The following is a 22,790-nucleotide window of genomic DNA, read 5'->3' on the forward strand; positions in this document are numbered from 1 at the left end:
GGTTAATATAATATAAAATATACAGTGTATTGATATTATCGATAAAATTAGCAATAAAACGCCCTTATATCTTGAAAAAATAGTATAATATTATATAATGATAGTGTATACAATGGTTACGCGAAAGCGAACTGCTTAGATCCCTATCATCTTTTGATGATGGGGATTTTTGTTTGAGGTAAAAATATGAGCAATGAATTACAACCAGACAAACCTTTTAAAACTGTGGATGAACAAATAGATATATTAGAAAGTAGAGGGTTAGTAATAAAAGACAGGAATGCTGCAAAAAATATTATTTTTATGATATCCTATTATGATTTAGTTAATGGTTACAAAGATATATTTATGATTGATGATAATTTCAGACCGAATTTATCAATAGAATATTTATATCTATTTTCTCGTTTTGACCGAAATATACAAAATATATTATTTAAATATAGCGTTATAATTGAAACATCGTTTAAAAATGCTCTGGCTTACATAATCTCAAAAAATTATGGCGTGTTAGAAGATAATTATTTGAGTCCTAATAACTATCTTAGACCAAATCATAGTAAAACTATTTCATTATTAAATTCGATTAGAAAAGTATACGAAAAATCTATCGATTCAATTGAGGAACCTACAAAACATTATAAAATGAAAAAAAATCATATTCCACCATGGATACTATTTAAAAATATCACTTTCGACCAATCTATAAGGTTGTACAAATTATTAAGAAGCGATGATAAAATGGAAGTGTGTAGTATTTTACTAGATGATGAAATTGTGGATGAAAATAAAAAAGAAGTTCTATTCAATTCTTTGAGTATTACTAGAAGGTTTAGGAATAAAATCGCCCACAACCTAAAATTTATAACATACAAGGATAATGTTTATAATATTAACAGGAATATTGTTGGTAATTCTAATTATCAAAATTTATTTGATAAAAATAATTATAACAATGTTTATGCAATGATTATATGTATGAATATTCTTATGCGTGATTACTTAATTACATCCGAAATGAATTCATCAATAATTGTAACTGCTAAAGCTTTCGCTAAAAGAGATTATCAGATAGTATATGATTATATGAATGCTACTGGTATACCAACTGATTTTGAAAGTAAGGCTAAATTAATAGAAGATTTAAAATTAAAAAATAACTATCCAAAATTTTAGATACTATTTGGATAGTTATTTTTTTAATTTCTCATCAAGTAATTAAAAGCACCAAGGGCTGCTGTTGCGCCTGATCCTGCTGCTATTACTATTTGTTTAAAGAGACTGTTTGTTGCATCTCCTGCTGCATATACTGCCTCTAGGCTTGTTGATCCGTCTGGGTTTACTATTATTTCTCCCCTGTCTGTTAGTTCTACATCACTTTCTTTTAGCCAGTCTGTGTTTGGCACAAGGCCCACTTGAATGAAGCAACCTTCTACATCTATAGCGTGTTCTTCGTTTGTTTCACGGTCTAGGTATTCTAGTCTTTGTAGTTTGTTTTCACCATATAGACCTGTTGTTTGGGCATTTTTGATTACTTCTACATTTCCTAGGGTAGCTAGCTTATCTTGTAGGACTTGGTCTGCTTTTAGTTCTGGTAAAAATTCTATAACTGTAACGTGTTCTACCATTGCGGCAAGATCTATGGCAGCTTCGATTCCTGAGTTTCCTCCACCGATTACTGCTACTTTTTTACCTTTAAATAGTGGTCCGTCACAGTGGGTACAGTAGGCAACACCCTTATTTTTAAATTCGATTTCTCCAGGGATACCTAGTAGTCTCCATCTTGCACCAGTTGCAATTACTACTGATCTAGCTTCTAGTTTTGCTCCATTATCTAATTCTACTTCGATTAGGCGTAGGTCTTGGGAGGAGTTTTCACTTTCTTTGATATTTTCTGCAAGAGCTCCTGTCATGATATCTACACCTAGGGCCTTAACTTGCTCTTCCATTTGTCCCATGAATGATGGGCCTTCTGTGTATTTAAAGCCAGGAATATTTTCTATTCCAAGTGTTTCCACTACTTGACCACCAAAATCACTTGCAACTAGTCCTGTTGATACACCTTTTCTAGCTGCATAAACTGCTGCAGTTGCTGCTGCTGGACCGCCACCTATGATTAAAACATCAAAGGCTGCCTTATCAGCAAAATCATCTGCTGATTTGCCACCGGCAATTTTATCTAAAAGGCTATCCATGGTTTGCTTACCACCTTCAAAAAATTCTCCGTCTTTAAAGATAGCTGGTACTGCAAGGACATCACGGCTTTCTGCTATGTCTTGGAACATGGATCCTTCTATCATAGTGTGGTTTACATTTGGATTTAAGATTGCCATGATATTTATAGCTTGAACTACATCTGGGCAGTTGTGGCAGGATAGGGAAACGATAGTTTCAAAGTCTCCGCCTTCTATTGATTCTATTCTTTTTTTAGTAGACTCATCTACTTTTGGCTCTATACCACCTGCTTGAAGCATAGCTAGGGCAAAAGATGCAAATTCATGACCTAGTGGCACTCCTGCAAAGATAATCTTACCATGGTCAAAGTCACCCTTTATTTCAAATGAAGGTGTGTAGGTTAATTCTTTTTCTTCGACTTTTATTTTATTTGAAAGTTCTGCTACTTCTTCTACAAATTCTCTTACTTTATCCGATTTTTCATCGTTAGTAGCAGAAAGCCCAATAGTGACTTTTGTTTTTAACATGTCAAGGTATTGGGCTAACTGTTGCTTTAAATTATTTTCTAGCATCTATTTAGTTTTCCTTCTTAACTTATAGTTTACCTACAAGGTCAAGGCCTGGAGTTAGGATATCATCGCCTTCTTCTTCCCATTTTGCAGGACATGCTTCACCTGGGTGTTCTGCAACGTATTTTCCAGCTTTAACTTTGTTAATATTTACATTAGCCTTACGTCCGATACCGTCAGCGTTGATTTCTACAGTTTGGATTACATTTTCTGGGTCGATTACAAATGTCGCTCTTTGAGCTTTTCCAGTCTCATCTAGGATATCAAGTTCACGTGTTAGATCTTTATTTGAGTCAGAGATTAGTGGGTATTCTAGTTTGCTAATTCTATCACTGTTATCATGCCAAGCCTTGTGAACAAAGTGTGTATCTACAGAAACACCATATACTTCTGCACCTAAATCTTTAAGAGCAGCATAGTTATCTTGTAGGTCTTCTAGTTCTGTTGGACAAACAAAGGTAAAGTCAGCTGGGTAAAATAGTAATACAGTCCATTTACCTTTTAAATCTTCACTTGAAACTGTGATAAAGTCATCCTTTTGTGGATCATATGCGTCTAATTTAAATTCTGGTAGGGTTTTACCAATAAATGCCATAATTATTTCTCCTTTATATTTTTTAGTAGTGTTTTACTAATGGTTACATGAACATTATAATCATTCTAAAATAAAAGTCAACCTAAAAGAACGATTATAATTCTATTCATTAGATATCTTACCCAAGTAAGCTAATATTATTGATGATTATATAAATAATATTTTCCTATTAATAGAGGTGAGGTTACTCCTTATTTTATATATATTTGTTATTTTTACAATAATACTATAATGTAATATAATTATTTAATTATTTATGGTAAAATATTACCTAGTAAAACCCTGGGATATGCTTAGGGAAATTTTTATAAATTATATATTAAAATTTTGATGAGGAACTATGAGAAAAGTTAAAAAGACTAATGTCTATGTAAGAGCTTTTGAACTAGGGACTGGTACAGACCTTGAAAAAGAGCTGATTGCTAATGGAAAGATTATTAAGCACAAAGATTGTTATGAAGTATATTCGACAGAAACTACAACTAAAGGTGAGCTTGCAAGCACTGGAGACTTTGTAAAAATTGATAATGCTAACAATCCCTATCCAAATGCACGTGAAAGGTTTTTAAATCATCACCGCCATATAGAGGGCTATCAGTATGAGCAAGTTCCAGTTATTCTTTATAGCTGGCAGTACGGTGATGAGGAAGATGATGTCATAAAATACCTACTTGATACAGGTAAACTTATAATAAATCCTGACTTAGATGATGCTTTCTATCAGGCAGAATTATGGGGGACTATATTAAGGGCTAAGAAAAATGATATTATATTAATATATGATGTAAAAAGAGATGGAGATCTTATAGAAAATGTCGATTTTAACCTAATCGATAGGGATGAGTTTGATAAGACATACGAATATATTAATTAAGGAGCCTTTATGGAAAATGCAATAGTTTCTGGTGAAACTACTATAATTGAAACTAACGAGTTTGAATGGCAAAAAAATATTAGTTCTGGAGAATACTTAGATATAGAATCTATAGAAATTGGAGCTAATAATACTATTGCTCTAAGGAAGAAAATTCCTTTTTATAAATACATAATTAATTATTTACTCCTTACCCATTACAATGACCTAGGCTTTAGCCAAGAGGAAATTGGGGATAAGGTAATAGACATATTTACCTCCATAGAAAATGGAGAAAAAAAACCAAGATTTTGAAAAGATTATAGATTTAGTAGTAGACTTATTTAAAGAAAAAAATCTCTACCCTCACGGCTCAAAAAGTGAGGTCTATGGATCTTTGGACTATGACAAAGACGACAGGAAAATTTGGAAAAAAACACAAATCAGAAAAGACTTTAAAGCAAGTGTGATAAGCCGTGATAAGATGTTTATCTACGGCTTTGGCCTAGGCATGGACCTTGCTGAGCTAGAAGTATTTTTGATGAAAGCATTAGAAGAAACAGGGCTTAACATTTGGGATAAAAAGGAAGCCTTAATTTATATTGCACTAAAACACTTTCCAGATAATCCTGTCAATTTTTTTCTAAGAGCAAACTATCTTTATGACCACCAAGACGAACTTTTAGATAGCAAAGTAGAAAAAAAAGACACCAACTTAAACACTACAATTTTACAAAACTCCTTAGATGATTATCTAAATGAGTATCGAAATATGGATCAGGTAGATGATACCATTATTCACGATATCATAGCTTATCATAAGGACCTTGTTAGTGAAAATACTAATAGGACTATAAAAAGTGAGTTTATATCTACCTTTTATGAAGTCGAAGAAAAACTTGATTACGAGATAGCTGGTTTTTCAAATGTAAAATATGGCAATGACGATGGATCTACTCAAAATGCAGACTTTTTTTCAAGAGGAAATGTAAAGATATTCTATAAAAGTGAGGATGACATAATAATTACTCAAGATATGCCCTTTGTTTTTAAATCAGAGCAAAGGGTAGATACTAAGACCTATTATCCAGAAAAAAAATATATACTTGAAAAAAGTCCAGCAGGAGCGGAAAAAGAAATCATCTTAAGAAGCGATGACTTTACCTATAAGGATGAGGTACCTATCCTAGGTTCTGGAGAAGAGTATAGTGATTATATTTATCAAAATGATATAAGAGGTATAGAAAGGGTAGAGCAAGACTCTATTTATATATCTGAAAAGAAAATATCCTCGCTACTATCCTATCTTTATAATAAAGATGCCATAATATCAAATGAAGATGTAGGCCTACCAGAAAATCAAATAGCAGCCCTAGATGACTTGCTTAAAGATACGAGGATAAAACACGAAAACCTAAATGCAATTATAGAAAAAAACAAGATATCACAAATTACTAGATCAAGGCTCATTACCCTATATTTTCTAGCTTTTGTAATAGAAAATGAGGATATATGGTTTGATAAACTATCAACCCCAGCCAAAAGAAAGAGAAACTACTTGATTTTTATGGACTATAAGCTAAGAAACTCAAGGCTATATGAGTACAATATATCAAACCCATATGAGGAAACCCTATTAAAACTAGTAGTTTATGATGAGCCAATAGATGCCTTTCGCGATCTTTGGGCTAAGTATCTAATAAATATAGGAGAATAAAGACTAGATGAAAAATTTCAAGACACAAGAAGAATTTATCAGCCAAATAAAAGAAATGGACCAAAGCAGGTCTTCTTTATCAGGCCAAGATATAAAAATCTTGGATGATAGAGGAGAATTAAAATATAAAATAGAAGTGGGTAAACTTGTTGGCGCTGGTGCTTCTTGCCTAGTCTATGAAGTTAAAGTAGATGACCTTTATCCTCCAAAGAAAAATATGATTTTAAAGGAGTTTTTCCCTAATTATAATCAAGATGACATAAAGGTGATAAGGGATAAAGCCAATCCTATAAAATTAGATTTTGATGCCAAGGACCAAGAAAGTTTATTAACGCTTGTAAAAGACCGCAAAAAATTTATCGATTCCTATGATAAGCACATAAAAGTTATAGAAATCGACCCAATTCTTGAAGATAGGATAGTAAGACCTTACAAACTAGAAAAATCAGATGACTATCTTTTTGCCTTATATGACACAGATAAGGCCCAAAGTGTAGATAAATACAATAATCTAGACCTAGGTAGGATTATAGATGTCTTAAGGCAAACTTCTGAAATATTACACTTCCTCCACCAAAAAGAAATTATCTACATGGATTTAAAACCTGCAAATATCCTATATGATTACAAACGTCATACGGTAAAATTATTTGACTTTGACGCAGCAGTATCTTTGGATGATTTAGATAGTATTACAGAATTTTTCATGCCAAATGAGCGTGCCTTTATCCCACCAGAACTCCGTTATGTATCAAATATCAATAAGCGTAAGGAAATATTTATCAGTGAAGAGATAGATTTATACATGCTTGGTGTTACATTTTTCTATCTTTTAATGGATAGGTATCCAGAAGATTTAGAAAATGAAGATATGGACTACCTAGAGCGTAATCTTAGGGAAGTTTTACTTAAAAAATCAAACAGGATATTTTTAAACAAAATAACTACTGATAAAATTATTGATTTGTTAAAGGAAAGCTTATCTGTCCATAGGTATCTTACAGTAAGTGATTTTAGCCAAAGGCTAGATGAGATTCAAGCAGGTCTTGATATAGATAAGAATAAACAAATAGCAAATATACTTTCTGCTGCCTTTATTATAGAAAATAAGCCTCTCTATAACTATATTCAAAAAGATGACGATAAATCTTACATAGATATAGCCATAGTAGGGGATTTGGAAAGAGGTCTAGAATTCTTTAGCTTATTATTTGCTGCAGTAGATTTAGATGGGACAGAAAATAGGTTTACTTTTTATACAAAAAACCCTAAACAAACTTATAAAACCCTTACAACTTCTATGCCCCTTTTAAAAGAAACAACAAAAATAAGCATTGAAGGAAAATTAATAAATGATGATATAAACCCAGCTATTACAGAAAGTTCTTATGCAAGCATTAATTTTTCTAGAAAAACAGCTGATATAAACGAGCATTATATAATAATTCACCATGAGGATGGGCAAAATTATACACAACTTGCCAACCAGCTTTATGAAAAATTTAAAGATACAAAAGAAAACCGTTTAATTATCAACTACTCTCGATATTCTAGCGATATAGAAGCACATGAAAATGAATTTATTAGCCTTTATAATGTAGATTTGCGTAGTGCAGCAACCTTCCGTAACAAAGAATTTGGCGAAAATATATTGGAAGAAGCTTACGAAGTTCATAAATATTACACCAGAGAATACGGTGGAGAAAGAGTGGATGATGCTAGAATTTGGCAAGATTTTATAAAAAATGACCTTTACAGCTTAAAATCATCTGTAAGAACGGCTCTTTCTATGAAATATAGGATTTATATGGCAGGATCCTATGCCCATGAGGATATTTCTAAGCATTTTTATGAAAGAGTTGTAGAACCAGGACGTAAAACACAGGCGCTTTCTACAAGAGATATTTTTGCTGATAGAGAACACCACAATTGGAATAAGTTTATGATAACCCAAGGTTACCGCAGGCCAAGTGAGGAAGAATTTAAAAATTATGCCTACACTGGGTCCATTAAACACGTTGATAAAGTAAATAAACTCCACCCTCTTATAGCCAACACAAATATAAAAAAATTTAAAGCGGGTGAGGATGATGAGCTAGAAATAGTAAGTCGTAAAATCCAAGAGTTTTTATTCCAGAAAACTAAAAATATCGACAAAAAAGTTATGGAACGTATCAGCCATAATTTAAGCAATACAAATTGGCATGCCAATGATAGTTTGCGTGAGCTTTTTCCAGTATGGGAGGAGCTTTACAATGTCACTGATAGGTTAATTGATAAAGAAGCCTTTGCAATAAATACTATAAATCAATTGCTAAGCATTATTGATGAAAGATTTGAAGAAGATTTCCTAGGTAAAGAGGAGCTTTTGGCTGATTATATCCTTATAAAGCAGGATATATCACTAATGATAGAAAGGGAAAAACCAAAATCTTTTAGAGATTCTGACTACATGGTAATAGATGCAAAGCCTCTTATAAAACATGGGCCTATCAAAACTATTTTTGCTCCTTTTGTAGCTGATGATCAATTGCTTTGGGCAAATGTCCTTGCAGCCATTAAGTTTGATCCTAAAAACTTGATATTACTTGCAGAAAATCCTACTGAGCATAAAGAAAAATTTGCTAAGATTGTAGAATTTTTAAAATACAAAAGACAGCAAAAATCTCTAAATATCTATATGATTAGCTATGATCAAATGCACTTATATAGTAAGGTTGATGCTGTAGCTGATCTTACCTTAAATACCCACACTGATGCTAAAAGACCAGAAATAATAATCCTGCCTTATGTAGAATATTTAGGATCAAATAAATGGGGTGGGGACTATGATGCTATAGACTATTATATAAATCGCAGAACTTTAACGGTAGAAGAAACTTTTTTCCTAAATAATGCTAAGTTTTACAATGCAGCTAGTGAAAACAACATAGCAAGGCTAAATAATTATTATGAAAAGCTATGGCAGGCTTATATAGAATCTGACTCTGAAAGTTGGGCAAAATTTACCCGAATATTTAGAGAGTCCATGCCAGAATATATATTAAATTTATCGTATAAAACTAAACCAAATACTAGTATGATAGAAGTAGGAGACTTTATTTTCAAAAGAGATGATAAATTAAAATATCAAAAACTTACTTCTTTTCTAAATGACATGAAGGATGAAAATCTATTAATCGATTATAAATATCCAGTAAATCCCGGCAAACTAAAACTTCATAGCTACAATGATGAATTTTCAAAAATCCTAGGCAAATTCATAAGTGAAAATCTTAACAAATATTTTGAAGTTTTTGACTTAAGAAAGCTTTATTTCCCTCTTTATGAAAATGAAGAAGAAAAGAACATCTACTACTATGCTATGAGTAATAATGTTAATTTTAGCTATAAAACTACAAGAGAAGATGCAGAGGATATAGCCAAAAAATTAAATAGTTTGATGGAAAATTTGGATAAAAATATAAATCCAGATGAAGATATTAGAATTTTTAATCATATAAATGGCAAGGACTTTGTAAGAGCAAAAGGAAATACCCTAGAGTTTAATTACGAGCTGGGAGATATAGCCTTTAGGGAGTTTTTAGAAAAAGGTATTGCCCTACAGATTTATACTTATTTTGAACTTATTAGAAAAAGTTCAGTCTTTGATGAGATAAAAATCGATGTTAGGTTAAAGTGGAAGGCCTACGATGATTATAGCCCTATAAGCGAGGGGGTAGAAAATCATATTGATATAGTATGTACCAAAGAATTTTCTACTTTTATCATAACAACCATCCAAGAACAACTAAGAAAAGAAGATATTTATGAAATAAAAACTCAGGCCAAGCAGTTTGGTATAGATACCAAGCCGATTTTAGTAAATACTAATAGTAAGGGTATAGATTCTTCTACTAGAAAAATTGCCAAGGCCACAGGAGTTTATTTAATAGATCGTCAGATGATAGAAGAGAATAATATTATAAATTATCTAGAAAATATAGCAAAAGCAGAAAAGAATTGGGAATTAGTAGAAAATTAGGTGGTTAGATGAAGCAAATATTTGTATCAAGTACATTTAAGGATATGCACATAGAAAGGGATTTGATTCAGACAAAACTATCCCCGGACTTAAATGAAAAAGCATACAAAAAAAGAATAGAAGGAATCAAATTCCAAGACTTACGTTGGGGTATTGATACAGACATTGAAAATGAAGAAGAAAAGGATAAAAAAATCCTAGAAGTGTGCCTAGATGAGATAGAAAATAACAGACCTTATTTTATGGTACTTGTAGGAGATAGGTATGGGTGGATACCAGATAATGATTTGGTAAAAGAAACTGGTGTTCGCTACGGAATCTATTCTCCAGATGAAAAAATAGAAAAGTCTATTACAAACCTAGAAATAGACTATGGATTTTTAAAAAATCCCCAATACGCTAAACATTCCTTTGCCTATATTAGAAATATAGTGGGCGATTTAAAGGGAACTATATATGAGCAAGACCCAGAAGAAAAAGAAAAAATAGAAAAGCTAAAAAAAGAAATCAGGCAAGTTTTACCAGCAGAAAATATCCATGAGTATGATGTAACTTATAAAGATGGATACTTAGTAGGTGTAGATAAATTTGTAGATTTTGCTACAGAGGATATGACTAGAGTTCTTTTGGAAAATCAAATTATAAAAGAAGACCTAACAGATACTCAAAAAGAAATCCTCTATCACAAGACTCAAGCTGACGAGAAATCTGTAATTTCTAATGCCAGAAAAGCTATCGAAGACCAGATAGTAAAAGAAATTGCTAAAAATAATGTCATAACTGTTAAGGGAAAAAGTGGAAATGGTAAGTCTACCTTAATGGCAAAAATTTCTGAAAGAGTCAATAAAAAATATAATTCTATCATCCTTTTCTCATCCCTTACGCCAAAAACTACCAGCCCTCAAGGGATGATGAGAGTTATAACAGAATATATAAATGAAACTCTTAGAAAAGAAGATAAGGCCATAGACTTTAGCAAAATTTTGGAAGATTTTGAAGAAGAAGATGCATCTCAGGGTGTAAAAAAAGAAGATGAGTCTAAGGATGAGAAATTATATGAAACAGCTCTTAGAGAATATTTCAAAAAAGGCAAAAGAGAAATAATTATCTTAATTGATGCCATAGACCAGCTTGATAATCCAGCTGGTGTTGCAGAACTTCTTAAACCTCTAAACTTCACTAACGATAGTAAAATTAAATTTATAATTTCTTATCTCGAAGATGAGAATGAAAAGGTAAGTGATACCTATATTTTCCTAAATGATTATTTAAACTTTAAGTTAGATAAATTAAATACTGAAGATAAACTTGAGGTTATTAATTCATCACTTGCTATAAACAATAAAGAATTACCTTTAGAAATCAAACAAGAAATTGTGAATAAAAAGGGAAGCTCATCTCCTTTATATATATCGCTTTTAGTTCAAAGACTTTTAATGATGAATAGGGAAGATTATCTAAGGATATTAAAGGCTGGCGATGGTTATGAAAAAATAACTACCTATCAAAAAAATCTTATCCAGCAAATGCCAAGTGATTTAAAAGAGCTAATACTAGATATAATCTCCCATGCATCTAAAAATCTAAAAACAAATACAGATGATGTGCAAAGAACCATCTCTTACTTAGCAGTATCTAGGCGAGGTCTCCGTGAAAGTGATTTAAAAAAGATTTATGAACTGCAAGGAGATAACTATAATTCTCTAGACTTTGCTACTTTAAAAAAATATCTCAGGGCATTTTTCTTAGAAGATAAGTACCTAAGGATAGACTTTACTCATAAGATTATCCGCCAAGCTGTTCTTGAAGTTCTCTCAGAGGAAAAACAAAAAAGATATCATAACGATATTGCTAACGCTTTTATTACCCTGCCAATAGAAGATCCGATAAAACTTCAAGAGCAATATTACTCAGCCTATAAGTCCCATAATGTAGAAGCAGGAGCAGATATTTTAAATAAGATTGGCAATCAATATGGGAGACTAACCCCACAAGAGATAGATATTGCCATAGAATCTATTACTAAAATCCACAATGTAAGCATTGATAATAAAGATGATGAATGGATGAAAAAAATATTTATAGAACTTAGTAAATTTGGCTTAGAAGCTCAAAAGATTTTACTAACTTACTTTGTTTACAGTGCCTATGAGGAAAAAACTAGGGAATCTCTTATAGCTACCAAATATAATGGTAAAAGAATTTTAGAATATTTGGAAGTTCTTGTTCAAACTCATACAGATGATAAGCAATTAATGAGCTTATATGCAGACCAATCAGCCTACCTTGGAATGAAGTATGACATAGGATCTAAAAGTGATATGAAGCAAAGTGAAAGGTATTTGCTAAATTCACTTAAGGTAAATAAAAAACTCTACGATTTAGATAAAAACACTTCAAATAAAGAAAATGTAGCTAATTCCTATAGTAATATAGGAAGATTTTACCTAGATGTAAGTCCTTGTAGAAGGGATGAATCAAGCAAATATTATCAAAAATCTCTAACGATGTTTCAAAAGATTGCAGAGGATGAGCCAAACATTGTCAATAAAGAAAATCTAGCCATGGCCTACAATGATATAGCCAACCTTTATTCGACAGGGGATGGTGAAGAGTTTAAAAATGCAAAATACTATTATAAACAATCTATAGATACTATAAAAAAACTTTTAGATGATCATGATGATATCAACCTTAAAAAAACTTTAGCTTTAGCATATATAAATATAGCTAGCCTTTGCTTTACACAAAATAAATTTGATAGAGCAGAAAGATGGTACTATAGGTCTATTGATATTTTAAAAGAGATTGAGCAAGAAGAGCCAAGCCTAGAAAACAAAGAAACTCTAGGTAAGACTTATAATAATATTGCCGACCTTTTTGCAAGTGAGCTAATAGATGATAGGAAAAAGGCAGAAGACTTTTATTTTAAAGCAATTAGGATATTTGAAGGCATCTTAAAGCTTAAGGCCATAATTTCTGTAAAAAAATCTCTATCAATTACCTACGATAATATAGGCAATCTTTATGCAGATTGGAAAATTGAGGAAGCTTATGGATACTACAAAAAAGCCATAGCCTTAAAAGAAGATTTATTAACTAGTAGCTCCAGCAAAGAAGCCATTACTGACCTTGCAACAAGCTATAATAACCTAGGCTTTTTATATGTAGATAATAGGGCAGATGATGATTATGCAATTTTTTGCTACAAAAGATCCATTGAGTTAATGAATACTATTGAAGAAAATCAAACAGATAAAAGTTATGGAGAAAACCTTGCAACTTGTTATACAAACCTTGCTTCTCTATACTTTATGCTAGGCGATAGTAAAAATAGCGAAAAATATTACGCAAAAGCTATTGATATTCATAAAAGATTAATCAAAGAATTTAAAGATGATGATAATATCGAAAAACTTCTGATAATATATAATAACCTAGCTTGTAATCAAACAGACTTAAATTATCCTCTAAGTGTGACAGAAGATTTATACTTAGAAGTAATAGAGCTGATTAAAATTTTAAAAGACCCATACAAAAAACGTAAGAAAACAGCCATTACCTACAATAACTTAGGTAATCTTTACTTGATAAAAGATAAAAACTACGCTCTTTGTGAAAAGTGTTATCTAAAATCAATTGATCTTACCAAATGGGTTATAGACTATCATAAGTCAGTAGAAAATGAAGAAAGATTAATGGTAAACTATAGTAATTTAGCAGAACTTTATATTCGTTGGGGCAAAGAAGAAAAAGCAAGAAAATATTTTAACCTAGCTATAGAAACTGCCAATGCTATAGACTATAAAAATAACCAAGAAAATATTAATAAGTTTATTTACCAACATGAAAACTTTTAGTAAGAAATGCCGGACAAAAATCCGGTTTTTTTTAAATTTGGGGTAAATATAAAAAAAGGAGATATTATGGATAATAATAAATTTAAATTAACTGGTGAAAAAATAAAAATAACTGATTTAGATAGTTACTTGGTAAGTGAAGAAAAAGATGAAGAAATTAAAAAAGAACTCTATGATGATTTAGTGCCAAAACTTAGAGATCTTCATGAAAAATTAAATGCAGAAAGTAAGTACGGTATCCTAGTAGTTCTTCAGGCTATAGATGCAGCAGGCAAGGATGAAATAATAAAATATATTTTCTCAAACCTTATGCCCCAAGGATTAAGGGAGACATCCTTTGGTAAACCATCCGAAGAAGAAAACGCCCACGATTATTTATGGAGAATGCATAAGGGTTTACCAAAGAGAGGAGAAATCGGCATATTAAATAGATCCTACTATGAAGATATCATTTCTCCAAAGATATATGACACCCTAGACCACTTGCCAGATGAGATTAAAAACGATCCTAACTTATGGGAAAAAAGATATAAGCATATCAATAACTTTGAAGAATATATGAAAGAAAACGGATTTCCAGTAATGAAATTTTATTTTCATGTATCAAAAGACGAGCAAAAACAAAGACTTTTAGATAGACTGGAAAATAAAAACCAAAACCATGAATTTTCATTTTCAGATATAGATGATAGAAAAAACTGGGATAAATATCAAAAAGCATTTGAAGAAATGCTAAATAATACTGCTACTGAGACTGCGCCTTGGTATGTACTACCAGCTGATAATCCATGGCTTGCAAGAAAAATTGCAACCCTTGCTTTAATAGAGGCTATAGAAAATATAAATCCAAGCTATCCAACCTTCGATAGTGAAGATAAAGAAAAAGCAGAAAAGATAATTAAAGACTTAAAAGAAGATAAAATTTAATAGTAAATTATTTATACCAGATTTGGGAAGTTCCTAAGTCTGGTATTTTTTTGTTCAAAATTGGCCCTTTATCCTAGAAAAATAGATAAAAATAAAAAGTGAATTTCAAAAAAAACTAAGCTGATAGGCCCCCTCTATAATGTAATCAGAATAAAGGTGAGGGTAAAACAAAGCCAAATAAAAAAATGAATTTCAAAAAAAATTCAGCTAAAGACCCCCACCTATAATAAAGACATACTAAAGAACAAGAAAACAAAAAACAAAAAACAAAAACAAAAAAACTATTTTTAAAGGGGTCTACCATGAAAAAACAACTTAAAGCACTAACATTAGCATTAGCACTATTAACAACAACAGGATGCGGATCAAACGAAGCACAAGTATCAAACGATACAAAAGTAGCTCAAGCACAAACAGCAGAAGCTAAAGAAGTAAAAGTAGCAAATGTTGATACACCAAAAGCTGATGCAGTAGAAGTAGAAAAAAAAGATAACAGAAACTACCTTATCCCACAAACAGTAGAACTAAAAGAAGAAAACAAAAAAGAAGAAGTAAAAGAAGCTAACGAAGAAGCTGTAGTAGTAGAAGAAACAACAACTACACAAGAAGCTTACGTAGCTAATGAGGAAGCTGAAGTAAAAGAAGTTGCTTCAAATGATGTTGAATTAGCAAATATTGATGCAGTATCAGAAACATCTGAATCTCTTTCATCACCAAAAACTTTAGAAGAAAAAGTAGCATCTCCTGAAGCTGTAGCAGTAGAAGAAAGTACATTAGTACAAACAGAAGAAGTAGCAAGCGGACTTACAATTGCTAGCCCATCAGTTGAAGAAGTTAAAGCATACTGGTTAAACTACGAATCAAAAGCAAGTGATAAAAAAGATTTCTACGGACTTAACCTAATCAATCCAGAAAGTGAAGAAGCTTTTGTAAGCATACCAAATGCTGACCTAAACTCTCTAAACCTTGGAGAAGTTTCAAATATAGCTCAAGAAGATGCCCTACACATTGCAAACACAGCAAGATTTGCATCAGGTATTACAAATAAACTAGCACTAGGATCTGACCAAGCACAATTTGCACAAGCAGCAACAATGGTAAACAGATTAAACTTACAAGTTAGCCACTACCCAGGACTTCCAACAGGACTTGCTTCTGACTCAGTAGAATATGTAAACGGAGCATACGGTGCAGAAAACTCAAACCTTGCAGCAAGCTTTAACATCCTTGACTCAGTAGTAGAATACCTAAAAGATGACCTAGGAAATGAAAACCAATTAGAAGTTGGACACAGAAGATGGGTACTAAACCCACAAGCTAGCCTTGTAGGATTTGGTCAAACAGAAGAATTTAACGCTATGTTTGTAAACAACAACGACTATGCTGGAGAAAATGCGAACACAGTTTATGCTTATCCAGGTGAAACAGCAATCAGCGAATTCCACTCAGAAGGTTCAAGCCTATCACTAATGTTTGGTGAAAACTTTGACCTAACAAACGCAACAGTAGAAGTAACAGACCTAGCAACAGGTGAAGTAAACATAGCAGCAAATGTTGATGAAAGTTTTAAAGGAAACGTAGAAGCAATCACATTTGGATACGGAATGAACTATGAAGCTGGTACAAAATTACAAGTAAAAGTAGCAGGCGTTACAAAAAACGGCCAAGACTACCCAGTAGAGTACACAGTAAACTACATGTCAATAAAATAAGTAAAAGAAAAGATTAATAAACACACCCCTAAGAATAATAAATTGTTTTTGTTTGCCCCATATTGGGGCTTTTTGTTTGCTTAAAAATTGTAATATATACATATAAATAGTTTATATTTTATTAGGAATGATATTTTTATTCAAAAATGGGAATATTTATAATAATATATAAAATTTTTTATAAGGAGATAATTATGGACGGTAGAAAAGAGGAGTTACTATCATTGCTTGATAAAGGAAAGACTAAATTTTCCATACCTGTTTATCAAAGAAATTATAGTTGGAGTACTCAGCAATGTAAGCAGTTATTAGATGATTTAATAGATGTTGGTAAAAAAGATAGAGATAGTCACTTTTTTGGAAGTGTAGTATCTGTTGTAAATTCTGAAAGAAGAATTAATGAGTATCTTGTTATAGACGGTCAACAACGTCTTACAACTGTTTCACTTTTATTACTTGCTATATACAAAACCTTAAGATCTAATAACAAATCTGATCAACTAACTAATCGTGAAAAAGAAATATATGAAAGATACCTGGTAGATCCATATGCCGATAATTTAGAAACCAGCTTAAAGTTAAAACCTATTAAAAAAGATAATGATGCATATGAAAAATTATTTAAGGAAAATACAGAAGTAATAGAAGCTAGTAATGTTACTATCAACTATAATTACTTTTATAATCGTTTAAATAAAGAAAATATTGATTTAGATAAGCTATATGATGCCTTACATAAATTAGAAATTATAAATATAGAATTGGATTCTAGACGTGATGATCCTCAGCTTATATTTGAAAGCCTAAATTCTACTGGTTTAGCCTTAGAAGAGTCAGATAAAATTAGAAACTTTATTCTTATGGGAGCGGAAGCTAGTGAACAAGATAGATTATATGAAGATTATTGGAGTAAAATAGAAGAATTAACACAAGAAGATTTAAGTAGGTTTGTAAGAGATTATCTAAGTGCAAAGACTAGAAAAACTCCATCTATGAATAAAGTATATTTTGCCTTTAAAGATTATGTAAAAGGAGAAAACTTAGACAATGAGGAAGTCTTAAAAGATTTATTAGAATATGCTAGAAACTATAATATCTTAGTAACAGGTGATGGTATAAATAATCAGATTAAGGCTGTTATATATAGGTTAAATAGATTAGAAACTAAAGTTACTAGACCATATTTTCTAGAGGTATTAAAATTATATAAACAAGAAATTATAGATGAGAGAAGTTTATATGATATTTTCATTAGCATTGAAAGTTATATATTTAGAAGAAGTATAGTAGGCTTACCAACAAACAGTTTAAACAAAGTATTCTTGCCGCTAAATAATGATATTTATAAAAGAGAAAACAACTATGATGATTATGTAAACAAATTAAATTATTCACTTTTAAATAAAAGTGGTAAGGCTAAATTTCCAAGAAATCCAGAATTTATCGAAAATTTATCTATCAAACAAGTTTATTTAATGAACAATAAGACTGTTATATACATGCTAGAAAGATTTGAAAATGTAAATACAAAAGAAGATAAAGATATATATAGGCACGTGGATAATGGAGATTATTCAATAGAGCACATAATGCCTCAAACTTTAACCAGTCAGTGGAAAGAAGAATTGGGTGAAGACTATGAGGCTGTTTATGAACGTTGGATTCATACAATGGCAAATCTTACCTTAACAGCTTACAATAGCAGTTATAGTAATAATAGTTTTGAGGATAAAAAAACTAGAGAGAATGGATTTATCGATAGTGGTCTTAGAATAAATCAATATATTTCAAAATTCGATAGTTGGGGACAAGATGAGATAGAGAAGAGGGATAAACACTTAACAAATCAAGCTTTAGAAATATGGCCTGATATTAAAACAACTTACGAAGTTAAAGATTCGGGAGTAAGTGAATTAATATTAGATGAAGAAAATGACTTTACTGGTAAAAAAATAAAAGCATTTATATATGAAGATCAGCAATATAATACAAGTAATCTAACAGATGCTTTTACAGAAATAATTAGATTGCTTTATAAACAGGACAGTTCAAATATAGTTGATTTAGCTAATCAAACAAAAGAAGATGGCTTTTTAAGCAAAGCATTTAGCTTCGATAAAGATGATCTGAGAATGCCCATTAAAATAGAGGATGTCTACGCTGAGTTAAATTATAGCAACAATTCTAAAATTAGAGTTTTAAGTGAGCTTTTTGAATTATATGATATAGAAAATTCAAGCCTATCGTTCATTAGCCAAGATTTAGAAGAAATATAAGATATCATAAAAGACTACCCTTAAGGGTAGTCTTTAAGTTTCTATATATTTAAAATTTCTTTTACTTTTTCTCTTAATTTCCTACTATCTTCAAAAGGATTTTCACTATCCATAATAGCCCTTACAACTGATACACCAGATGCACCGGAATTTTTTAGGATATCTATATTTTCATAGTTAAGGCCACCTATAGCTACTGTTGGGATAGATATATTATCATTTATTTCCCTTAATGTTTCTACACTGGTGCGTTTGGTTTTTACGTGGGTTTTGGTTTCAAAAATTGCACCTACTCCTAGGTAGTCTGCTCCTTTTTTTTCTTCTGCTATTGCCCAATCTAGATTTTTTGCAGTTGATCCTATAATTTTTTCATCGCCTAGGATTTTTCTGGCATCTGCCACATCCATATCATCATTTCCTAAGTGAACTCCATCAAGGTTTGCCGCAAGCGCAATATCTACCCTGTCATCTACTAAAAGGGGCACATTATAAGAGTGGCAAAGTTCTTTTAATTTTTTGGCAAGTTCTATGACTTCACGAGCTGGAGCAGTTTTTTCTCTAAGTTGGACTAGGGTTACTCCCCCCTTTAAGGATTCTTCTACTGTCTTAAAAAATTCTTCATCGGTTAATTTATCTCTATTTGTAACTAGGTATAGGCTTAGGTCAAAGTTTTTCATATACGATTCTCTCCTCAATTGTTTTACTATCTATAAGGGAAATTTGATCTAGTAGTGATATTTTAAAGGTTGCCATTCCCTTATCTTTTTGGGCAAGCTCTGCTCCTATATTTAATATACTTATGGCAAGGGCTATGGCATTTAAATTTTTTTCAAATGAATAGCTTGCTGCTATAATGCCACCTAGGATGCAACCTGTGCCGGTGACTTTTGGTAAAAGTGGGCTGCCATTTTTTAAAAGTAAAGTTTCTTTGCCATCTGAAATTATATCTTCCTTGCCACTTGCTACTACTATTGTGTTATACATAGTAGATAAGTCTCGGCAGATTTTTATCATTTGATCTTTGTCTATATTTTTGGCATCTACTCCGTTAGTAGATAATTTTTGGTAATATATAGAGTAGATTTCACTATAATTGCCTTTTAAAACCTTGATAGGATATTTTTTTAGGTAGTAAAGACTAGTTTCTAGCCTTACTTTTGTAGCAGAAGCACCAACTGGGTCTAGGATGATAGGAATATCATTGGCCTTGGCTGATATTAAAGCTTCTTTTATACCCATAAGCTTGCTTTGATTTAGAGTTCCTAGATTTATAAGTAGGGCGTGGGAGTTTTGAGTTACTTCATAAACTTCCCTATAATATTCTGCCAAAATTGGTGCTTGGTTTAAGCTTAAAAGCACATTTGCCAAATCATTTGAAGCAAGCGGGCTTACTATGGCATGGATCATGTGGGTGGATTCTTTCATTTTTTTAAAACTAGTATTAAAATCAATCATTTAATGACTCCTGCATTTTAGCAAGACTTCCGTTTTTTTCTAAAGCTTTTAGGAAGATATAGGCTACAGCTGATCCAATTATAGTTGCAATTACAAAGCTTGGTGTAAAGGTAAATAAAGCTACCTTGCTATCTCCTGCTATAAATTTCATAACTGGAAAAGATACCATAGATCCAATTATGCCTGTACCGATAACTTCTCCTATACATGCTGATAAAAATGTTTTGTATCTTTTATATAAAAGGCCTGATAAAAAGGCACCAAAAACTGCACCAGTTAGTGCTAGGGGAGATATGCCCATAAGGCTCATACGAATAAGTCCAATCATAGTTGCACAGGCTAGAGAATAATAAGGGCCTAATAAAACGGAACAAACTACATTTATAAAGTGCTGGGTGGGAGCAAAGCCATGAACCCTTAAAATTGGAGAAATAACTACTCCAATAGCTACAAGCATAGCTAGTAAAACAAATTTGCGTAAATTTTTAGAATTTTGCATAAGATACTCCTTTTTCATGGAGCTAATAGCGAGAAAAATCCCTCCGCTAGTATTACCTAGATCAGGTTTTTGGGTATAATCTCAGCTAATTAGCACCCCATTATCTATATTAATAAATATACTATAACATATTGAAAAAAATTTGCTAAATAAAAACCACCACATTCTTGTGATGGTCTTTGATGGGTGAAATCCGTTAAGATTCCATGAGTTAAACAGCGAAAGTATAAACTTTCTTGTTTATTATAACATATGAGTTACTTTTGTAAAGCTTTAATTTATGCTATTTTAACCGTTTTTCGGGTAATATTTTATAAGGAGAGGGTAGATGATGAAAACATTAATAGCAATAGATTCAATAAAAAATTATGAAAATTCAATAGAGATAGGAAATATTTTTAAAGAAGAATTAGGAGATAATGCTGACATCATTCCATTTTTAGATGGAGGCGAGGGGACAGTAGAAGCCATGAAAGGCCTATTAGATGGTGACTACCATTATGTAAATGTCCATAATCCCAAAAATGAAGTTATAACGGCAAGATATGTCATGAAAGATAAGTACGCAGTTATGGAAATGGCCCAATCTTCTGGCTTACGTTTATTATATAAAGAAGAGCTTGATGTGATGAATTCTTCTTCCTTAGGTTTTGGAGAAATGCTAGTAGATGGACTAGATGCTGGAGCTAATTCATTTTTTATAGGCATAGGAGATACGGCAACCAATGACCTTGGTATGGGCATGCTCTATGCTTTGGGGGCAAGGTTTTATGATAAAGGTAATAATGAGCTAAATCCTATTGCAAAAAATATGGTAGAAGTAGAAAGAATAGACCTTTCAAATATGGACCATAGGATTTTTGATAAGTACATAGTCATTGCCACAAGCTCTGATACGACCCTTTTTGGGGAAAATTCCTTTTTAGAAAGTAGGGTTTACAGAAAGGGAGCTTCGGAATTAGATATAGCATTTTTATATAAGGGCTCCAAACACTTTAAGAAAAAAATAGAAGAGGCCCTTGGCATTGACCCAGTAGACTTACCATCTTTAGGCTCTGGTGGAGGAGTGGCCTGGGCCTTATATACATTTTTTAAAACAAAAATTACCAAGTCCATGGACCTAGTATTAGAAAGACTAGACTTTGACCAAATGATAAAAGAATATGACACCCTAATCCTAGGGGAAAATGTTGATCAATTTGACGGTCTAAGTTCTATAAATGTTGCCAAAGTGGCCAAGTCTTATAATGAAAACTTAGATGTAATATTTTTAGAAAATAAGGATGGCAAAAAAATTGGGCAAAGAGAAAAATTTGATAAAATCTACCAATACGAAATATCAGATGATTTTGACCGTGACCAGATGAGAGAAGCTATTAGGGCCTTGGCTAAAGACCTTAATAAAAACTACTTTAGCAGATAAAATAGGAAAAGAAAGTATAGTAAATTTATGAATAATTTTAGAAATTTAGGATCAAGCAAAGTAACAAGCGCCCTACTTATAATAAATGTCATAGTTTTTGCAATTATGACCTTAAATGGAGGCAGCCAAAATATCACAAACCTTGTTAGGTTTGGAGCTGTGGTTAAGGAGAGAATTGCTTATGGTGAATGGTGGAGACTTTTTACTGCTAGCTTTATCCATATAGGATTTATGCATATTTTATTTAATATGTACTTTTTGTATCAAATAGGACCAATTTTTGAAAGGTTATATGGTAGCCGCAACTTCCTTATTATTTACCTTTTAGCAGGAATTATGGGAAATTTGGTAAGTTTTGCCTTTGGAAATCCATCCACAGTTAGTGCTGGAGCTTCTACTTCCCTTTACGGACTTTTTGGTTTGGCTTTAGGTATTATGCTAAATTATAGGGGAGATAGCATGCTATCTAGTTTTGGGGCAAGTTTTTTATCAGTGATTGCAATAAATATTATTTATTCTTTACTAAGCCCTAGCGTAGGCATGCTTGGCCACCTAGGTGGTTTGCTGGCTGGTGTGATTTTGGCGGGAGTTTTCCCAGTTATAAATCGCAGCCTTGCTACAAGTACTCAAATTATAAGTGTAACTGCCTTTGTAGTTTTAGCTATTCTTTTTGTAAGAATAGGTCTAAAAACTGTGGTATAGCCT

At 31.8% G+C, this 22,790-nt stretch carries 16 protein-coding genes and 1 riboswitch; of the genes, 11 read left to right on the forward strand and 5 right to left on the reverse strand.

What is annotated here, in order from left to right:
- The first annotated feature begins 186 nt into the window (after positions 1-186).
- Positions 187-1,176 carry an Abi family protein gene (locus ACCQ40_RS02215; RefSeq protein ID WP_410032427.1) on the forward strand — a complete coding sequence of 330 codons (990 nt, stop codon included), beginning with the start codon at positions 187-189 and terminating at the stop codon, positions 1,174-1,176.
- Between the two features lie 23 nt (positions 1,177-1,199).
- Here the strand turns inward: ACCQ40_RS02215 and ahpF are convergent, their stop codons facing one another.
- Together ahpF and ahpC are read right to left on the reverse strand one after the other, a co-directional pair.
- The gene (gene ahpF, locus ACCQ40_RS02220) at positions 1,200-2,747 is read right to left on the reverse strand and encodes an alkyl hydroperoxide reductase subunit F (RefSeq protein WP_410032428.1); all 1,548 of its coding nucleotides are present in this window, start codon (positions 2,745-2,747) and stop codon (positions 1,200-1,202) included.
- Positions 2,748-2,769: 22 nt separating this feature from the next.
- Entirely contained in the window at positions 2,770-3,339 is a 570-nt protein-coding gene (gene ahpC, locus ACCQ40_RS02225) for an alkyl hydroperoxide reductase subunit C (protein ID WP_410032429.1), read from the reverse strand.
- 340 nt (positions 3,340-3,679) lie between these two features.
- Between ahpC and ACCQ40_RS02230 the strand changes: the two genes are divergently transcribed.
- The 8 genes from ACCQ40_RS02230 (at position 3,680) to ACCQ40_RS02265 (ending at position 18,708) form a co-directional block, all read left to right on the forward strand.
- On the forward strand, positions 3,680-4,213 hold the full coding sequence (locus tag ACCQ40_RS02230) for a hypothetical protein (protein ID WP_410032430.1): 534 nt from the start codon (positions 3,680-3,682) through the stop codon (positions 4,211-4,213).
- Positions 4,214-4,222: 9 nt separating this feature from the next.
- Positions 4,223-4,507 carry a hypothetical protein gene (locus ACCQ40_RS02235; protein WP_410032431.1) on the forward strand — a complete coding sequence of 95 codons (285 nt, stop codon included), beginning with the start codon at positions 4,223-4,225 and terminating at the stop codon, positions 4,505-4,507.
- Positions 4,482-5,909: a hypothetical protein gene (locus ACCQ40_RS02240; protein WP_410032432.1), complete on the forward strand. Its 1,428-nt coding sequence runs from the start codon at positions 4,482-4,484 to the stop codon at positions 5,907-5,909. Before ACCQ40_RS02235 ends, ACCQ40_RS02240 begins: the two co-directional genes overlap by 26 nt.
- A 7-nt stretch (positions 5,910-5,916) precedes the next feature.
- On the forward strand, positions 5,917-9,933 hold the full coding sequence (locus ACCQ40_RS02245; RefSeq protein WP_410032433.1) for a protein kinase domain-containing protein: 4,017 nt from the start codon (positions 5,917-5,919) through the stop codon (positions 9,931-9,933).
- Positions 9,934-9,941: 8 nt separating this feature from the next.
- The gene (locus ACCQ40_RS02250) at positions 9,942-13,793 is read left to right on the forward strand and encodes a tetratricopeptide repeat protein (protein WP_410032434.1); all 3,852 of its coding nucleotides are present in this window, start codon (positions 9,942-9,944) and stop codon (positions 13,791-13,793) included.
- Between the two features lie 66 nt (positions 13,794-13,859).
- A complete protein-coding gene (locus ACCQ40_RS02255) occupies positions 13,860-14,720 on the forward strand; it encodes a PPK2 family polyphosphate kinase (RefSeq protein WP_410032435.1) in 861 nt (286 codons plus the stop codon).
- A gap of 302 nt (positions 14,721-15,022) precedes the next feature.
- Positions 15,023-16,432, forward strand: coding sequence for a CAP domain-containing protein (locus ACCQ40_RS02260; protein ID WP_410032436.1), 1,410 nt, complete (start codon positions 15,023-15,025; stop codon positions 16,430-16,432).
- A 194-nt stretch (positions 16,433-16,626) separates the two neighbouring features.
- A complete protein-coding gene (locus ACCQ40_RS02265; protein ID WP_410032437.1) occupies positions 16,627-18,708 on the forward strand; it encodes a DUF262 domain-containing protein in 2,082 nt (693 codons plus the stop codon).
- Between the two features lie 41 nt (positions 18,709-18,749).
- On the opposite strand, the gene thiE is transcribed toward ACCQ40_RS02265, so the two are convergent.
- From thiE to thiW, 3 genes are read right to left on the reverse strand one after another with little or no spacing between them, the layout of a single operon-like run.
- Complete coding sequence (gene thiE, locus ACCQ40_RS02270; RefSeq protein WP_410032438.1) at positions 18,750-19,385, reverse strand: thiamine phosphate synthase; 636 nt, start codon at positions 19,383-19,385, stop codon at positions 18,750-18,752.
- Positions 19,372-20,163, reverse strand: a complete 792-nt coding sequence (gene thiM, locus ACCQ40_RS02275) for a hydroxyethylthiazole kinase (RefSeq protein WP_410032439.1) — start codon at positions 20,161-20,163, stop codon at positions 19,372-19,374. The genes thiE and thiM overlap by 14 nt, the downstream gene beginning before the upstream one ends.
- On the reverse strand, positions 20,156-20,662 hold the full coding sequence (gene thiW / locus ACCQ40_RS02280) for an energy coupling factor transporter S component ThiW (protein WP_410032440.1): 507 nt from the start codon (positions 20,660-20,662) through the stop codon (positions 20,156-20,158). Before thiW ends, thiM begins: the two co-directional genes overlap by 8 nt.
- A gap of 21 nt (positions 20,663-20,683) precedes the next feature.
- A riboswitch (TPP riboswitch) is annotated at positions 20,684-20,772 on the reverse strand.
- A 218-nt stretch (positions 20,773-20,990) separates the two neighbouring features.
- On the opposite strand from thiW, the gene ACCQ40_RS02285 reads away from it, so the two are divergent.
- Positions 20,991-22,085, forward strand: a complete 1,095-nt coding sequence (locus ACCQ40_RS02285; protein ID WP_410032441.1) for a glycerate kinase — start codon at positions 20,991-20,993, stop codon at positions 22,083-22,085.
- Positions 22,086-22,112: 27 nt separating this feature from the next.
- The gene (locus ACCQ40_RS02290) at positions 22,113-22,787 is read left to right on the forward strand and encodes a rhomboid family intramembrane serine protease (RefSeq protein WP_410032442.1); all 675 of its coding nucleotides are present in this window, start codon (positions 22,113-22,115) and stop codon (positions 22,785-22,787) included.
- Positions 22,788-22,790 lie beyond the last annotated feature (3 nt).

The sequence above is a fragment of the Anaerococcus cruorum genome (assembly GCF_046365495.1).
In the GTDB taxonomy this organism is placed as follows: Bacteria; Bacillota; Clostridia; order Tissierellales; family Peptoniphilaceae; genus Anaerococcus; species Anaerococcus cruorum.

Coding starts and splice junctions, on each gene's coding strand:
- ACCQ40_RS02245 (WP_410032433.1), top strand. CDS start 5,917: ATGAAAAATTTCAAGACACAAGAAGAATTTATCAGCCAAATAAAAGAA.
- ACCQ40_RS02235 (WP_410032431.1), top strand. CDS start 4,223: ATGGAAAATGCAATAGTTTCTGGTGAAACTACTATAATTGAAACTAAC.
- ACCQ40_RS02250 (WP_410032434.1), top strand. CDS start 9,942: ATGAAGCAAATATTTGTATCAAGTACATTTAAGGATATGCACATAGAA.
- ACCQ40_RS02230 (WP_410032430.1), top strand. CDS start 3,680: ATGAGAAAAGTTAAAAAGACTAATGTCTATGTAAGAGCTTTTGAACTA.
- ACCQ40_RS02240 (WP_410032432.1), top strand. CDS start 4,482: ATGGAGAAAAAAAACCAAGATTTTGAAAAGATTATAGATTTAGTAGTA.
- ahpC (WP_410032429.1), bottom strand. CDS start 3,339: ATGGCATTTATTGGTAAAACCCTACCAGAATTTAAATTAGACGCATAT.
- thiW (WP_410032440.1), bottom strand. CDS start 20,662: ATGCAAAATTCTAAAAATTTACGCAAATTTGTTTTACTAGCTATGCTT.
- ACCQ40_RS02215 (WP_410032427.1), top strand. CDS start 187: ATGAGCAATGAATTACAACCAGACAAACCTTTTAAAACTGTGGATGAA.
- ACCQ40_RS02285 (WP_410032441.1), top strand. CDS start 20,991: ATGATGAAAACATTAATAGCAATAGATTCAATAAAAAATTATGAAAAT.
- ahpF (WP_410032428.1), bottom strand. CDS start 2,747: ATGCTAGAAAATAATTTAAAGCAACAGTTAGCCCAATACCTTGACATG.
- ACCQ40_RS02265 (WP_410032437.1), top strand. CDS start 16,627: ATGGACGGTAGAAAAGAGGAGTTACTATCATTGCTTGATAAAGGAAAG.
- ACCQ40_RS02290 (WP_410032442.1), top strand. CDS start 22,113: ATGAATAATTTTAGAAATTTAGGATCAAGCAAAGTAACAAGCGCCCTA.
- thiM (WP_410032439.1), bottom strand. CDS start 20,163: ATGATTGATTTTAATACTAGTTTTAAAAAAATGAAAGAATCCACCCAC.
- thiE (WP_410032438.1), bottom strand. CDS start 19,385: ATGAAAAACTTTGACCTAAGCCTATACCTAGTTACAAATAGAGATAAA.
- ACCQ40_RS02255 (WP_410032435.1), top strand. CDS start 13,860: ATGGATAATAATAAATTTAAATTAACTGGTGAAAAAATAAAAATAACT.
- ACCQ40_RS02260 (WP_410032436.1), top strand. CDS start 15,023: ATGAAAAAACAACTTAAAGCACTAACATTAGCATTAGCACTATTAACA.